The organism is Bradyrhizobium diazoefficiens (assembly GCF_016616235.1).
GTDB lineage: Bacteria > Pseudomonadota > Alphaproteobacteria > Rhizobiales > Xanthobacteraceae > Bradyrhizobium > Bradyrhizobium diazoefficiens_H.
In genome coordinates, this window is record NZ_CP067100.1 from 347,393 (window position 1) to 362,151 (window position 14,759).

The 14,759-nt window shown below is 64.7% G+C and carries 13 protein-coding genes and 1 tRNA gene; 6 read left to right on the forward strand and 8 right to left on the reverse strand.

Features of this window, described 5'->3' with window-relative positions:
• Window positions 1–4 precede the first annotated feature (4 nt).
• Both JJB99_RS01610 and trxA read right to left on the reverse strand, forming a co-directional pair.
• Window positions 5–682, reverse strand: coding sequence for an LON peptidase substrate-binding domain-containing protein (locus JJB99_RS01610; protein ID WP_200497082.1), 678 nt, complete (start codon window positions 680–682; stop codon window positions 5–7).
• Window positions 683–787: 105 nt separating this feature from the next.
• Window positions 788–1,711: a thioredoxin gene (gene trxA / locus JJB99_RS01615; protein WP_200497083.1), complete on the reverse strand. Its 924-nt coding sequence runs from the start codon at window positions 1,709–1,711 to the stop codon at window positions 788–790.
• Between the two features lie 274 nt (window positions 1,712–1,985).
• On the opposite strand from trxA, the gene JJB99_RS01620 reads away from it, so the two are divergent.
• From JJB99_RS01620 to JJB99_RS01635, 4 genes are all read left to right on the forward strand, one after another.
• Window positions 1,986–2,060, forward strand: a tRNA-Gly gene (locus JJB99_RS01620).
• 76 nt (window positions 2,061–2,136) lie between these two features.
• Window positions 2,137–3,123 carry an NAD-dependent epimerase/dehydratase family protein gene (locus JJB99_RS01625; RefSeq protein WP_200497084.1) on the forward strand — a complete coding sequence of 329 codons (987 nt, stop codon included), beginning with the start codon at window positions 2,137–2,139 and terminating at the stop codon, window positions 3,121–3,123.
• 323 nt (window positions 3,124–3,446) lie between these two features.
• A complete protein-coding gene (locus JJB99_RS01630; protein ID WP_200497085.1) occupies window positions 3,447–4,724 on the forward strand; it encodes a PQQ-dependent sugar dehydrogenase in 1,278 nt (425 codons plus the stop codon).
• Between the two features lie 183 nt (window positions 4,725–4,907).
• Window positions 4,908–5,489, forward strand: a complete 582-nt coding sequence (locus JJB99_RS01635) for a c-type cytochrome (RefSeq protein WP_200497086.1) — start codon at window positions 4,908–4,910, stop codon at window positions 5,487–5,489.
• A gap of 15 nt (window positions 5,490–5,504) precedes the next feature.
• On the opposite strand, the gene panE is transcribed toward JJB99_RS01635, so the two are convergent.
• From panE to JJB99_RS01655, 4 genes are all read right to left on the reverse strand, one after another.
• On the reverse strand, window positions 5,505–6,428 hold the full coding sequence (panE, locus tag JJB99_RS01640; protein ID WP_200497087.1) for a 2-dehydropantoate 2-reductase: 924 nt from the start codon (window positions 6,426–6,428) through the stop codon (window positions 5,505–5,507).
• A 90-nt stretch (window positions 6,429–6,518) separates the two neighbouring features.
• Entirely contained in the window at window positions 6,519–7,127 is a 609-nt protein-coding gene (locus tag JJB99_RS01645) for a 2-hydroxychromene-2-carboxylate isomerase (protein ID WP_200497088.1), read from the reverse strand.
• A 103-nt stretch (window positions 7,128–7,230) separates the two neighbouring features.
• Window positions 7,231–8,565, reverse strand: a complete 1,335-nt coding sequence (locus JJB99_RS01650; protein WP_246775122.1) for an MATE family efflux transporter — start codon at window positions 8,563–8,565, stop codon at window positions 7,231–7,233.
• Window positions 8,566–8,647: 82 nt separating this feature from the next.
• Entirely contained in the window at window positions 8,648–9,229 is a 582-nt protein-coding gene (locus JJB99_RS01655; RefSeq protein WP_200497090.1) for a DUF2239 family protein, read from the reverse strand.
• Between the two features lie 167 nt (window positions 9,230–9,396).
• On the opposite strand from JJB99_RS01655, the gene JJB99_RS01660 reads away from it, so the two are divergent.
• On the forward strand, window positions 9,397–10,062 hold the full coding sequence (locus JJB99_RS01660; protein WP_200497091.1) for a glutathione S-transferase family protein: 666 nt from the start codon (window positions 9,397–9,399) through the stop codon (window positions 10,060–10,062).
• Between the two features lie 13 nt (window positions 10,063–10,075).
• Here the strand turns inward: JJB99_RS01660 and JJB99_RS01665 are convergent, their stop codons facing one another.
• Both JJB99_RS01665 and ggt read right to left on the reverse strand, forming a co-directional pair.
• The gene (locus tag JJB99_RS01665) at window positions 10,076–11,371 is read right to left on the reverse strand and encodes an MFS transporter (RefSeq protein WP_200497092.1); all 1,296 of its coding nucleotides are present in this window, start codon (window positions 11,369–11,371) and stop codon (window positions 10,076–10,078) included.
• 95 nt (window positions 11,372–11,466) lie between these two features.
• Window positions 11,467–13,215: a gamma-glutamyltransferase gene (gene ggt / locus JJB99_RS01670; protein WP_200497093.1), complete on the reverse strand. Its 1,749-nt coding sequence runs from the start codon at window positions 13,213–13,215 to the stop codon at window positions 11,467–11,469.
• Between the two features lie 103 nt (window positions 13,216–13,318).
• Here ggt and JJB99_RS01675 point away from each other — a divergent pair, with 103 nt between their 5' ends.
• Complete coding sequence (locus tag JJB99_RS01675) at window positions 13,319–14,704, forward strand: MFS transporter (protein WP_200497094.1); 1,386 nt, start codon at window positions 13,319–13,321, stop codon at window positions 14,702–14,704.
• Window positions 14,705–14,759: the final 55 nt, after the last annotated feature.

Sequence of the window (14,759 nt, forward strand, 5' to 3'; positions counted from 1 at the left end):
GCCGTCACTGCAACGGCGGATCGCCGCTGGTGCGCTTCTTGGCGAGGTCCATTTCGGTGACGGCGATCAGGATCTCGGCGCGGGTCTTGAGATCCGGTGCTTCCAGCATGGCCTGCTTTTCCGCCGGGCCATAGGGCGACATCATCGCCAGCGCGTTGACCAGCGCCTCGTTGGGCGCGCTTTCGACGCCTTCCCAATCGACCTTGAGGTTGTTGGCCTTCAGGAAGTCTGCCAGCACGGAAAGCAGCGCCTCGCGATCGACGTCGTCTTCGCCCATGCGCGCGGTGAAATCGTCGACGAAGGCGAAGAAATCCACCTTGCATTGCCGGTAGGCGGTGAGCACCTCGAGCTCCTCGACCACCTTGAAGCGCGAGACGCCGGTGAGCTCGAGGATATAGCGGCCGTCACCGGATTCGGCGAGCTGGGTGATGCGGCCGACACAGCCGACGCGGAACAGCGCCGGCTTGTCCGAATCCTTCGGCGAGTGCGCCACGTCAGGCTGGATCATGCCGATCAGGCGATGGCCGTCGCGGAGGGCATCGTCGACCATCGCGAGATAGCGCGGTTCGAAAATGTTGAGCGGCATCTGGCCGCGCGGCAGCAAGAGCGCGCCGGGCAGCGGAAACATCGGAATGATCTCCGGAAGGTCGCCGGGCCCGCGATATTCGATGTTGATCGGCATCTGGTCCCCGCTAGAGCATGATCCGGATCCGAAGGACCGCGCTGGCGCAAAGTGCGCAGCGGTTTTCCGATAAGATCATGCGCAAACAATAACCGTGCGTCTTCCCTATGAAAACAGGATCGTCGACAAGCGCTTGCGCCCCTCGATGGTTGCATCATCCGTGCCGCCCCAGGCCTCGAAGAACTGCACCAGCTGCTTGCGGGCGCCGTCATCGTTCCACTTGCGGTCGCGCTTGATGATCTCGAGCAGCTGCTCGGTGGCTGCCGCCCGGTTGCCCTGCGCATTCAGCGCGGTCGCAAGGTCGAATCGCGCCTGATGATCGAGCGGGTTTGCGGCGACTTTCTGTTCCAGTTCAGTGACCGGCCCGAGCTGCTCCGCCTGCTCGGCCAGATCGATCGTGGTCTGCACGGCTTTCACCGCGGGGTCGTTGCGCTTGGATTCCGGCACCATGGCCAGCGTCTGCTTGGCCTGCTCCATTGCGCCGGAGACGGCATAGCATTTCGCAAGGCCGGCCAGGGCGGCGATGTTGGTCGAATCGTGCTGGAGCGCCTCGGCGTAGATCTGCGCGGCGGCCGCGGCATCGCCCTCGGCGAGCGCCGCTTCGGCCTCCTGCACGATCTCGGCGACATTGACCTCGCCGGGCGCGGTGACGCCCTTGGTCAACCGCTCGATAAAGGCGTTGACCTGACTTTCCGGCACCGCACCCATGAAACCGTCGGCAGGCTGGCCGTTGACGAAGGCGATCACGGCCGGGATCGACTGGATGCCCATCTGGCCCGGGATCGCCGGGTGCTGGTCGATGTTCATCTTCACCAGCTTGACCTTGCCCTTGGCCGCCTTGACCGCCTTTTCCAGCACGGGGGTGAGCTGCTTGCAGGGGCCGCACCACTCCGCCCAGAAGTCGATCAGCACCGGCTGGCGCTTCGATTCCTCGATGACGTCCTTCACGAAGGTCTGGGTGGTGGTGTCCTTGATCAGATCGGCCGCAGCCGGGACTGCGGCTCCGTTACCCTGGTCGATGATCGTCACGGGATCCCCTCGTCATGTCTGGAATGGCGGGTCCTTTAGCACGTCGCCAATCCATATGCTTCGCTGTCGGCTCCTAAATTGGGCCGAATGGGCCGAATTTCAATCCGTTAAGACCGATTTGGCCGTTCCAGGTTGTTTTTGGCCGATTTGGCCGCGATCGGAGGCCCATATGCCGCCCCGAAACCGAATCTATCCCGCCGCTAGCTGTTGCATTCGCCGTCCGCTTTTGGCATACGACAGCCGTTGCCGGCGCGTCATGCGACCGACACAGGATGCGGGTGTAGCTCAGTGGTAGAGCACGACCTTGCCAAGGTCGGGGTCGAGGGTTCGAGCCCCTTCGCCCGCTCCAGTTTTTCCCAGAGCATCCAGCCAAACCGCCTTCGGCCGTGGTTTTTCACGCCGCTGACGGCTGTATCGGGTCTCACATGACAGTTCTGGTTACGGGCAGCGCGGGCCACCTTGGCGAGGCCATCCTCCGAACGCTCCGCGGGCGCGGTTCCGCGGCGCGCGGGATCGACCTGAAGCGATCCCCCTTCACCGACGCCGTCGGCTCGATCGTCGACCCGGGCTTCGTGCGGCGCCAGATGGACGGCGTCACCGCCGTGATCCACACCGCGACGCTGCACAAGCCGCACGTGGCGACCCACAGCAAGCAGGATTTTGTCGACACCAACGTCACCGGCACGCTCAACCTGCTCGAGGCGGCCGCCGCCGTCGGCGTGCGCAGCTTCGTCTTCACCAGCACCACCAGTGCGTTCGGCTCGCAGCTTCGCCGTGAGGCCGGACAGACTGCGGTGTGGGTCACCGAGGATCTGCCGCCGGTGCCGAAGAACATCTATGGCACCACAAAGCTGATGGCGGAGACTCTGTGCGAGCTGTTCTTTCGCGAGCGCGGTTTGCCGGTCGTCGTGCTGCGGACCTCGCGCTTCTTTCCGGAAGACGATGACGATCCCGCGATGCGGTCGGCCTACCCGCTGGACAACGCGCAGGCCAATGAGCTGCTCTATCGCCGGCTGGATATCGCGGACGCGGTGAGCGCCCATCTGCTCGCTGTCGAGCGCGCGCCAAAGCTCGGTTTCGCCCGGTACATCGTCTCGGCCACCAGCCCGTTCGAGCCGCGCCATCTCGCGGCACTTGCGCGCGATGCAGCCGGTGTCGTGCGCGAGCTCTATCCGGATTGCATTGAGCTCTATGCGGCGCGCGGCTGGCGGCTCTTCCCTGCGATCGACCCCGTCTATGTCAACGAACGCGCCCGGCGCGAACTGGGCTGGCGGCCGGAGTTCGACTTCGCACATGTGCTGCAGAGCCTGGGTGCGGGACAGGATTTTCGCAGTACGCTGGCGCGTGAGGTCGGCTCGAAAGGCTATCATGACACGGCGTTTGACGGCGGACCCTACCCGGTCGTTCCGTAGCGCCGCCTTTGTCGTTTCGCGCGACGCATCAAATGTCTGCGTGATGTCAGCGGGCGCATCGTGGCCCTGACTGTTCTACTGTGCATGGGGTTGTTTTCGCGGTTTGGTACGATCCGCCTCTCCTGCTGCCTGCAAATGCGCCACCTACCATTTTGATTCCGCGTTGCAGCGAGATCATCGTCGTCGGCGCGACGCGCTTCTCACGGCTCGCAGATGTGCTAACCTTTTTGCGTCCGCCTCTTGGCGGAATGAAAACTTCGCCTCTCGACTAGCCAAAACAAAATAATGTGCAGCCCTGACGGCTGCCTTAGGGGAGTGACGCGATGACATCGATGTTCCATCGATCCGTGTTGGCGCTTGCGGCCGTGGCCCTTCTTGCGGGAACCAGCGCCGGCAATGCGCAGCAGCAGCAGGACAAGAACAGGACGCTGAAGAAGTACGAATCCGGCACCAAGGAATTCTGGACCCATCCGCCGGATGACTGGTTCCTCGGCGATGAGACCGAGGCGCAGAAGGGCCTCGCGCCGCCCTCGGGTCCGCCGACCGGCGCGTCCGACGCCGAGCTCGCCACCATCGTCAACAAGGTCAAGCTGCCGCCGGGCTTCAAGATGGAGGTCTACGCCTCGGGCGTGCTGGCCGCGCGGCAGATGGCCTGGGGTGACAAGGGCACGCTGTTCGTCGGCTCGTTCGGCCTCGGCAACGTCTATGCCATCAAGGACAGCAACGGCAAGAAGGAGGTCAAGACCATCCTCAAGGGGCTGAACATGCCCACGGGTCTCGCCGTCAAGGACGGCGCGCTCTACGTCATCGCCGTCGACAAGCTGATCCGCTACGACGACATCGAAAACAAGCTCGACAATCCCGGCGAGGGCAAGGTCGTCTACGACGACATGCCGTCCTATGCCGCGCATGGCTGGAAGTACATCGCGGTCGACAAGGACGGCTGGTTCTTCCTGCCGTTCGGACCGCCCTTCAACGTCGGCATTCCCCCGACCAGCGTCTCGCAGATCCGGCGCGTCGATCCCAAGACCGGCAATGCCGAAATCTGGGCGCTCGGCGTTCGCAACTCGGTCGGCGGCGACGTCGATCCGCGCACCGGCAAATACTGGTTCACCGAAAATGCCCGCGACTGGGTCAGCGATGATCTGCCCTCGGACAAGCTGAACATGATCAACAAGATCGGCGAGCATTTCGGCTACCCCTACTGCCACCAGGGCGACCTTCCCGATCCGAAGTTCGCGATGGGCCACAAATGCTCCGAGTTCACGCCGCCCGTGCTCAACCTCGGCGCGCATGTCGCTCCGCTCGGCATGAAGTTCTATACCGGCGACCAGTTTCCGCCCGAGTACAAGAACAACATCCTGATCGCCGAGCACGGCTCCTGGAATCGTCACAAGTACCAGGGCGCGCGGATCGTGCGCGTGATCGTCGATCCGGACGGCAAGAACGCCAAGGAGGAGGTGTTCGCATCCGGCTGGCTCGAGGGCGACCAGGGCTATCTCGGCCGTCCCGATGACATCGTCCTCGCCAAGGACGGCTCGATCCTCGTCGCGGACGACTGGGCCGGCGCGATCTATCGCATCAGCTACAGCAAGAACTAGCCCGACACGAGATGAGGCTGCGTCCGGTTGATGGCCGCAGCCTCTTTTGTTTGATGCGACAGGCTCGCAGCGGAACGCGTTCGTCATGCCGGACTTGATCCGGGCATCCATCAAACGAGAAACTCTTTGCAAACGGGATGGATTGCCAGGTCGAGCCCGGCAATGACAGTCGGAGATTGAGCCATGCGGGTCGTTCGGTTTGGAATTCTGTCTGCGGCACTCCTGCTCGCGCCGGCGGCCCAGGCCGCCGACGATACCGCCATCAAGGAGAAGGCCGCCGTCTGCTCCGGCTGCCACGGCGAGAACGGCATCTCGCAGACCGAGAACATCCCTTCGCTGGCCGGCCAGCCGGATCAATTCATCCAATGGCAGCTGGTGTTCTTCCGCGCCGGCTCGCGCAAGAACGAGCAGATGCAGCCGATCGCCGAGGAGATCGCCAACGAGGACATCCGCAATTTCGGCGCTTATTTCGCGCAGATGACGCCGCGGAAGGCAGAGGAAGACAAGGACCCTGACCTGTCGAAAAAAGGCGCGCAGGTCGCCGCCGGCCGCCGCTGCGCCTCATGCCATACGGAGAGCTTTGCCGGCACCAAGGCCGTCGCCCGGCTTGCGGGTCAACGCGAGGAATATCTGGTTAAGGCGCTGCACGACTACAAGGCCGGCGGGCGCGTCGGCGGCGGCGTCGCCGCGATGGCCGATGTCGCCTATCACATGAGCGATGAGGAGATCACCGCTGTGTCGCACTATCTCGCGTACTTCAAATAGTGGCGGAATGTGCGGTCAGCTCACGCGCTGCTTCTCATACGCCTTCAGATGCGTATACGCGATGCGCAGCTTCGGCACCGGCACCTTCGCTGAATCGGCGCGGGCGATGAGGTCGCCGATCACGTGATCGGCCTCGACCGGCAGGCCGGCCTTGATGTCGCGGAACATCGAGGCGGTCATCGGTGAACCCTCCGTCGTCAGATTGCCCTTCACGCGCTCGAAGAACGGGCCGCCTGGCGTGTAGCCGGAAGCCGTGGCGATCGCGCTGGTCTCATCGAGCATGCCGAGCAGGAAGTCCCGGCCGCCGGGCGCGGCCAGGATGTTGCCGACGGAGGTGCGCATCAGGCAGGTGCTTGCGGCCAGCGAGGACAGGAACACCCACTTCTCCCACATGTCCTGCATGATGTTCTGGCTGGCGGCGGCGCCATCGATGGCGCCCTTGAACGTCTCGTCGATCGCCTTGATGCGGTCCGACAGTTTGCCGTCGCGTTCGCCGTAACTAAGCGACTGCATCGGCTGGAGCTGCACCACTTCCCGCTTCTCGTTGAGGGTCGCGGCGATGGCGCAGAGGCCGCCGAGCACGCGATCCCTACCGAACTTCTGGTCGAGCGTGTCGAGCTGCTTCATGCCGTTGAGCATGGGGATGATCGCGGTGTTCGGCCCGACCGCCGGGGTGAACGAGATGATGGCGTCGTCGAGGTCGAACGCCTTGCAGCTGAGCAGCACGACGTCGAACTTGTCCTTGAGTGCGTCCGCCTGCACGGTCGGCGGATTCTTCAGGGTCACGTCGCCATTCGGGCTTCTGATGACGAGGCCGGCGCTGGCGAGCTCGCTGGCGCGGCGCGGCCGGACCAGGAAGGTGACATCGCGGCCGGCCTGCAACAGCCTGCCGCCGAAATAGCCGCCGATCGCGCCGGCGCCGACCACGAGGATACGCATGGGGAAGTCCTTATTGTTGCTTCTTATGGGTCTTGGCTTTCCGCCAGGACGACAGCGAGGAGACTACTCGCTTTCCGTGCGGTGCGGGAATCACTTCTCCAGCACCATCTCCTCGACCTCGCGCAGCTGCTCCTTACCGAAAAACATCTCGTCACCGACGAAGAAGGTCGGCGAGCCGAACGCGCCCCGTGCCACCGCCTCCTCGGTGTTCCTGATCAGCTTGCCCTTCACCTCCGGCTCCTGCGCGCGGGCGAACAGCTTTTGGGCATCGAGCCCCGAGGACGCCAGCGCCTTCGCCGCCACTTCAGGATCGTCCATCTTCTTCGGCTCGCGCCACATGTGATAGAAGGCGGCGTCGACATATGTCTCGAACACGCCCTCCAGCTGCGCCGCGATCGCAGCGCGCATCAGGTTCAGCGTGTTGACGGGGAAGTTGGGATTGAAGACGTAGGGCTGAACCTTGAAGCGCTTGATGAAGCGCTCGGTCTCAATCTGCTGGAATTCGCGCTTGTTCTTGATGCCGGCGAGCGTCTCGGCCGGCGATCTGTTGTTGGTCGATTTGAAGATGCCGCCGAGCAGGATCGGAACATATTCGAACTTGACGCCGATGCGCTGTTCGATTGCGGGGATGGCGAGATGGCTGAGATAGGCGTTCGGGCTGCCGAAATCGAACAGGAATTGCGGGGCTGTGCGGGTCAAATTCGTTCTCCCTGACCGAACTTTCTGATCTGGCTTTTCATCCATTGTGGCGCAGGGCGCGCCACAGGTCCACCGTTTAATGATGGTCATAATATCTTGACGGTCACTCCAGACGCCGGATCGCCGTCCTGCGCCAGACCAGGAGGTAATAGCCCATCTGCAGAACGAGCATGGCGCAGAACACGATTGGATAGGCCGCCCACACACCCGCAAGGCCGATCGTACGGCTCAGGATCACTGCGGAAGGCAGCTCGATCGCGACGATGGCGAAGATCGACAACAGCATCGGCGTCAGCGCCACGCCGGCGGCACGCATCGCGCCGGAAAATACGGTGGCGAGGCCGAATGGCACCGAACTCCACAGGGCGACATAGAGCAGTCCCTTCGCCAGCTCGAGCACGGCGCCGTCAGTGATGAAGAGGCCGAGCACGGCGCGCGGCGCGAGGTAAATCAACGCCACCAGCCCGCCGGTCAAGAAAAGGTTGAGCGCGAGGCCGGTGCGAACGATGGCGTCGAGCCGCCCCCTGTCGCCGCCGCCGACCGCCTGCGCCCCGAGGATCGAGACCGCGATTGAAATCGACATCGCCGTGAACTGCGTATAGCCCATCACCTGGTTGACCGCGCCATAGGCGGCGGTGGCCTCGGATCCGTAGCCATTGACGAGGCCGAGCAGCACCAGTTCGGCGATCGCCATCACGACCATGCCGATTGCGCTCGGCAATCCGATGCCGAGAATTTTTCGGAGCATGGCGCCGTTGAGGCGTACATGGCGCAACAGTCCAACATCCGGCGCGAGTGCGTGCTTCTTCCGCAGCAAGTAGAAGGCCAGCGCGATCAGCGTTACCGCGTTTGAGATCGCAGCCGCCCAGGCCGGACTGGTGATGCCGACCGCGCCACGGATCAGCATCGGCGTCAGGATCAGACCGATCGCCGTCGATAAGGCCAGCGCCAGCAGCGGTGTCACGGCATCGCCGACGCCTCGGATCATCGCCGTCATCAGCAGGAAGGTGAAGCCGAGCGGCATCGTCAGCAGCATGATGCGCGCATAGGCGCTGGCCTGGTCGAGAATGTCCGCAGGCGTTGCGAGCGCCATCATCAATTGCCGGCTGAGCAGGCCACCAGCCAACGCGACTGATATCGCGAGCAGCAGACCGACCGCGAGCGTCGTGCCTGCGACGATCTTGATCCTGTCGTGCTTGCCTGCGCCAAAGGCCTGGCCGATCAGCACGGTGGCGCCGGTGCTCAGGCCCATGACGAAGGCGAACAGGAAGAAGAACACCGGGAAGAATGTCGAAGCCGCCGCGAGTGCATCGATGCCGATCATCTGGCCGAGATAGACATTGCTGACGGTGCCGAACAGCGATTGCAACGCGTTGCTCAGCATCAACGGCGCGAGGAAGCGGAGGAAGGTTGTCCAGAGGGGCACGGGCATCGACATGGAGTTGCCTTTCATCAGGGCGCGCAAAACCGTTGCCGCGCGATGCGCGGCTCGGCCGGCGATGGGGTTGCGAGAGCGCGCCTTAGGTGCGGTCGCTGTAGGCGAGCTTGACGATGTGGTCGCGGATATCAGGCGGCCAGTCCGCAATCAGTGCGGTGAAGCGGCGCCGGTCATCCGCGAACAGGGCGCGCGACGCTTCCTCGAACTGCGGCAAATTGCCCGCCATGGTCGACATGAAGTGATAGGCCGCATCGCGCGCCTGCCGCTCGCGGTCCTTGTCGCCGCTCGCACGCCGCGCCTCCTCGACCAGTTTTCGCAAAGCGACCGAGGCGCCGCCTGCTTGCGCGTTGAGCCACTCCCAGTGCCGCGGCAGCAGCGTCACCTCGCGCGCGACCACGCCGAGCTTCGGCCGGCCGCGCCCGCGCGGCTCGGCCGGTGCTGCGGTCTCCTCAACCGAAGGCGGGACCAGCTTCGCCAGGCGCGCCAGCACCTCGCGATCGCCGCCGCGCAGATCGAAGTCGATTGGTCGGCCCGTAGCGTCCTCGAAGATGATGATGGGCTCGTCCGGCCGCGGCGCCACCCGCTTGACGACGAGTGCGACCTCTCCAGCCGGCCCGGACACCAGACGACGTTGCCCCTGGAAGGCGGTGAAAGCTTTTTGCATTGGAATCATTGCCAGATCGACGACCTTTGGCGCATTTAATACCCGGGTAAATTATCGAGGTCAATATACCCGGGTGAAAATATCCCTCGGGATGGATCGACACGGCGTTCCCGGACTGGCACCAACGGCGCCGCCGCCTGACCACGCCTAGCCTTGGGGACCTCGCAATGCTGACCGTTCATCATCTCAACAATTCCCGCTCGCAGCGCGTGCTGTGGCTGCTCGAGGAGTTGGGCGTGCCCTACGAGATCGTGCGCTATCAGCGCCAGCCAGACATGCGCGCGCCGAAGGAGCTGCGCGCGATCCATCCGCTCGGCAAGTCGCCTGTCATCACCGACAACGGCAACACCATCGCCGAATCAGGCGCGATCATCGAATATCTCATCGCCACCTACGGCAACGGCCGGCTGATCCCGCCGCCGAACACGCCGGAGCGGCTGCGCTTTACCTATTGGCTGCACTACGCGGAAGGGTCTGCGATGCAGCCGCTGCTCCTGAAGCTGCTGTTCACGCTGATGCCGAAGCGCGCGCCCGCGCTACTGCGCCCGCTGGTGCGCAAGGTCTCGAACCAGGCGCTGACGGCGCTGGTCAATCCGCAGCTCAAGCAGCACATGGATTATTGGGAGAGCGAGCTCGGCAAGAGCGAATGGTTCGCCGGCAACGAGTTCACCGCCGCAGACATCCAGATGAGCTTCCCGCTCGAAGCTGCGCAAGCGCGCGGCGGGCTGGAGCAGGGCCATCCGAAGGCGATGGCGTTCCTGGAGTGCATCCATGCGCGGCCGGCCTATGCGCGCGCGCTGGAAAAGGGCGGGCCGTATGAGGTGGGGCGGTAAGCCTCTCCGCCAATCAATCCGCGTGCAGCACGCGGCCGCGCGTCTCCGGCAGCGCAAAGGCGGCGATGAAGAACACCGCGTAGGCCACCACCGCGAAGATCGCGATCGCATTGGCCAGCGACGTCGTCGCCGATAGCGCGCCAACGAGGAACGGAAACAGCGCGCCGATGCCGCGGCCGAAATTATAGCAAAAACCCTGGCCGGAGCCGCGCAGCCGCGTCGGGTAGAGTTCAGTCAGGAACGCGCCGATCCCCGAGAAATAGCCCGAGGCGAAGAAGCCGAGCGGGAATCCCAGCACCCACAGGATCTCGTTGGTCAGCGGCAGCTGCGTGTAGAGCAGCACCACGGCCATCGCGCCGACCGAGAAGATCAGGAACAAATTGCGCCGCCCGATCCGGTCGGCGAGCCAGGCGCCGGTGAGATAGCCGATGAAGGAGCCGATGATCAGCGTCGAGAGATAGCCGGTCGAGCCGACGATCGATAGATGCCGCTCCTTCGTCAAAAACTGCGGCACCCAGAAGGTGACGGCGTAGTAGCCGCCTTGACAGCCTGTCGCCATTAGCGAGGCCAGGATCGTCGTCTTCAGGATCGGGCCCGAAAAAATCTCCCACAGCGCGGGACGATGGCCGCTCGCGGCCTGCCTGGCGCGGGCTTCGGCCGCGATCTCAGGCTCGGTCACGGAACGGCGGATGTAGAACACCAAGAGCGCCGGCAGCGCGCCGATCACGAACATCCAGCGCCACGCCGTCTCGGCCGGCATCAGCGAAAACAGGATCGCCTGCGACAGCACCGCAAGGCCCCAGCCGACCGCCCAGCCCGACTGCACCGAGCCGACCGCGCGCCCGCGATATTGCGGCCGGATCGCCTCGCCCATCAGCACCGCGCCTGCGGCCCATTCGCCGCCAAAGCCGAGGCCGAGCACGGCGCGCGCGATCAGGAGCTGGTCGAAATTCTGCACGACCGCACACACCAGCGAGAAGAACGAGAACCAGATGATGGTGATCTGGAGCGTTCTAACCCGCCCGATGTGATCGGACAGATAGCCGCCAAGCCAGCCGCCGATCGCGGAAGCGAGCAACGTGACCGTGCCGGCAAGACCCGCCGAGGCCGCGTCGACCTTCCACAGCGCGATGATCGTGCCGATCACCAGCGGATAGATCATGAAGTCCATGCCGTCGAGCGCCCAGCCCGCCGCGCAGGCCCAGAAGGTCTGGCGTTCGGCGCCGTTCATGTCGCGGTAGAAGGCGAGAAGGCTGGTGTCCTCGATCTCCGCGCGTTCGATGCGCTGATTCGGATCGGCGATGGTCATGTGCGTTTCCCGGGCAGTTTCCCTGGCCGGCGGTGGTAGCACGCGCGGCGGCTTGCGCAAGCCGGGAGCAGGCCTTTGCGCCATGCAGGGCAGAATTACTGTCCTGCTGCCTCCGCGCCTCGCGTGCGCGGATCGGGCGCGCCGAGCGGCCCGTTGGCCGTCACCAGAATCGAATTGGCGGACGTCTGCCCCATCGGCTCGACGATGACGTGGTCCATCGCCCTCAACTCGGACAGCACATTTTCCGGAAAGCCGCTCTCGACGCGCACTTCATCCGGCAGCCATTGATGATGCAGCCGCGGTGCGGCAACGGCAGCCGCAACATCCATCTTGTAGTCGAGGACGTTCACGATCACTTGGAGCACAGTCGAGATGATGCGGCTGCCGCCAGGCGAGCCCGTCACCAGAACCGGCTTGCCATCCTTGAGCACGATGGTCGGCGACATCGAGGACAGCGGCCGCTTGCCGGGTCCGGGCAGATTGGCCTCGAAGCCGACGAGGCCATAGGCATTGGATGCGCCGACCGCCGCAGTGAAATCGTCGAGCTCGTTGTTGAGCAGCACGCCGGTGCCCTCGGCAACGAGGCCGACGCCGTAGCTGAAGTTCAGGGTATAAGTGTTGCTGACCGCGTTGCCGCGGTCATCGACGACCGAGTAATGCGTGGTGTTGCTGCCCTCGCGCGGCGAAGTGGCAGCGGACACGAGCTGTTTCGATGGCGTAGCGCGATCGGTGGAGATGCCCGCGCGCAGCTTGGCGGCGTAGTCCTTCGCGGTGAGCGTCTCGATCGGTGCGTTGACGAAGGCGGGATCGCCGAGATAGCGCGCGCGGTCAGCATAGGCGCGCTTCATCGCCTCGATCAGCAGATGCAGCGATGCCGGCGAGCCCTGCTTCAGATCGGCGAGCTGAAAGCCCTCGAGGATGTTGAGCGTCTCCACCAGCACCACGCCGCCGGACGATGGCAGCGGCATCGAGACGATGTCGTAGCCACGATAGGTGCCGCGCACCGGCGCGCGGATCACTGGCTGATAGGCCTTCAGATCGGCCGACGTCATGATGCCGCCGGCTTCGGCCAGAGCCTCGGCGATCTTGTCTGCGACCGGGCCTTCATAGAAGCCGCGCGGACCTTGGGCGGCGACGGCCGAAAGCGTTTCGGCGAGATCGCTCTGCACCAGCCGATCGCCTTCGCCGAGCGAGCTGCCGTCAGGTCGCGAGAAAATCCGGGCCGAAGCCGGCCAGCGCGCGAGCCGCCGGTGCCAGCCCGGCAGGCTGTCGGCGATGTCGTCGCTGATGATGAACCCGTCGCGGGCAAGCGCGACGGCGGGCTCGAGCAGCTGCGCCAGCGTGAAGTGGCCCGAGCCGTATTTCTCCAGTGCGAGCGCCAGGCCCGCCACCGTGCCGGGCACGCCGACGCCCAGCGCGGAATCGCGCGACTTGGCCGGATCAGGCTTGCCGTCGGGCCCGAGGAAGATTTGCGGCGTCGTCGCTGCCGGTGCCGTCTCGCGGTAGTCAATCGTGACGTCTTCGTTGCGTTCGGTCGAATGGATCACCATGAAGCCGCCGCCGCCGATATTGCCGGCGCGGGGATAGGTCACCGCCATCGCAAAGCCGGTCGCGACTGCGGCATCGACCGCATTGCCGCCGCGTCGCAGGATGTCGGCGCCGATATGCGCAGAGATTTTCTCCTGCACCACCACCATGCCGTGCTCGGCAGGGACGGCATGCACCGTGTCGAGTGCCGGCGGAACATAGGCCCGCCGCGCATCCTGCGCGGCCGCAGGCGCAAGACCAAACGCCAGAATGGCAATGAAGGCGAAAAACATCCGCCGTGTCGAATGTGACGACATGATCAAATTTCCGCCGCGGCTTCGGGCCAGTTCACACACGCCACGGTAATGCTATACGGTTTGCGTCCGGAGAGGCAAAACTGTTCGTGATGAGGACTGCGTGATGACGACGATCGCCGAGGATGCGCGCATGGCCGGCGTGCCGCGGACCTATCCGCCGCGCGCCGCCGTCGTCAGCTGGATCTTCTTCGACTGGGCCGCGCAGCCTTACTTCACGCTGATCACGACCTTCGTGTTCGCGCCTTATTTCGCCACCAGCGTGGCGCCAGATGCTGCCACCGGCCAATCGCTATGGGGCTTTGCGATGGCCTCTGCCGGCCTTGCCATCGCGCTGCTCTCGCCAGTGCTGGGCGCCATCGCCGATGCATCGGGCCGCCGGAAGCCGTGGATCGCAGGGTTCGGTGCCGTGCTGGTGCTGGCCTCCTGCACGCTGTGGATCGGAAAACCCGGCGATCCCTCTATCATCCCGCCGCTGCTCACCGCGGTCGCGCTGGCCAGCGTCGGTGCGGAATTCGCCACCGTCTTCAACAACGCGATGATGCCGACGCTGGTGCCGCCGGACCGCATCGGCCGGCTCTCTGGCACCGGCTGGGCCACCGGCTATGTCGGCGGCATTGTCAGCCTGATCATCGTGCTCGGCTTCCTCGCGGCCAATCCCGAGACCGGGCGCACGATGCTCGGCTTCACGCCGCTGTTCGGCCTCGATCCCGCAACCCACCAGGGCGACCGCGCCGCGGGGCCGCTGACCGGGATGTGGTTCATCATCTTCGTGACGCCAATGTTCCTGTTCACGCCGGACTATCCGGCGAAGCGGCCGTTAGGCAAGGCGCTGCGCGAAGGCCTGCTGGAGCTGAAGCAGTCGATCACGAGTCTGCCGCAGCAGAAATCGCTCGCCGCCTTCCTGCTTGCCAACATGATCTACACCGACGGCCTAGTGTCGCTGTTTGCGTTCGGCGGCATCTATGCCGCGGGCACGTTCGGCTGGCACACGATCCAGATCGGCACCTTCGGCATCATACTTGCGATCGCCGGCACGTTCGGTGCGTGGCTGGGCGGCAAGCTGGATGATCGTCTCGGGCCCAAGCGCGTGATCGCCGGCAGCCTGCTGATCCTGCTGCTGGCGGTGGCGGCGATCCTTCTGGTCGACAAGGACAGCGTCCTGTTCGTCAGGGTCGCGCCGCCGCAAGCCGGCGCGCCCCTGTTCTCCAGCGCGGCCGAGCGCGCCTATCTCGTGCTGGGCTGCCTGATCGGCGCGGCCGGCGGTCCCCTCCAGGCCGCCTCGCGCACGCTGCTGATCCATCTCGCGCCGAAGGACCGCATCGCGCAGTATTTTGGCTTGTTCGCTCTGACGGGAAAGGTGACGTCCTTCATCGGCCCGCTGCTGATCGGCATGATCACGGCAGCGACGGCGAGCCAGAAGGCTGGCATGGCCGTGCTGGTGGTGTTTTTCGTGACCGGGCTGGTGCTGTTGATGCGAGTGAGGGACTAGCGCGGTTCGTCGCCCGGACGGAGCGAAGCGCAATCCGGGACAGTCGTTGTGGGTT

Bases quoted from the DNA above. Each gene is read 5' to 3' on its own strand.
- JJB99_RS01610 (WP_200497082.1), bottom strand. From the start codon at position 682: ATGCCGATCAACATCGAATATCGCGGGCCCGGCGACCTTCCGGAGATC.
- JJB99_RS01630 (WP_200497085.1), top strand. From the start codon at position 3,447: ATGACATCGATGTTCCATCGATCCGTGTTGGCGCTTGCGGCCGTGGCC.
- JJB99_RS01650 (WP_246775122.1), bottom strand. From the start codon at position 8,565: ATGTCGATGCCCGTGCCCCTCTGGACAACCTTCCTCCGCTTCCTCGCG.
- panE (WP_200497087.1), bottom strand. From the start codon at position 6,428: ATGCGTATCCTCGTGGTCGGCGCCGGCGCGATCGGCGGCTATTTCGGC.
- JJB99_RS01675 (WP_200497094.1), top strand. From the start codon at position 13,319: ATGACGACGATCGCCGAGGATGCGCGCATGGCCGGCGTGCCGCGGACC.
- JJB99_RS01660 (WP_200497091.1), top strand. From the start codon at position 9,397: ATGCTGACCGTTCATCATCTCAACAATTCCCGCTCGCAGCGCGTGCTG.
- ggt (WP_200497093.1), bottom strand. From the start codon at position 13,215: ATGTCGTCACATTCGACACGGCGGATGTTTTTCGCCTTCATTGCCATT.
- JJB99_RS01665 (WP_200497092.1), bottom strand. From the start codon at position 11,371: ATGACCATCGCCGATCCGAATCAGCGCATCGAACGCGCGGAGATCGAG.
- JJB99_RS01635 (WP_200497086.1), top strand. From the start codon at position 4,908: ATGCGGGTCGTTCGGTTTGGAATTCTGTCTGCGGCACTCCTGCTCGCG.
- JJB99_RS01655 (WP_200497090.1), bottom strand. From the start codon at position 9,229: ATGCAAAAAGCTTTCACCGCCTTCCAGGGGCAACGTCGTCTGGTGTCC.
- JJB99_RS01625 (WP_200497084.1), top strand. From the start codon at position 2,137: ATGACAGTTCTGGTTACGGGCAGCGCGGGCCACCTTGGCGAGGCCATC.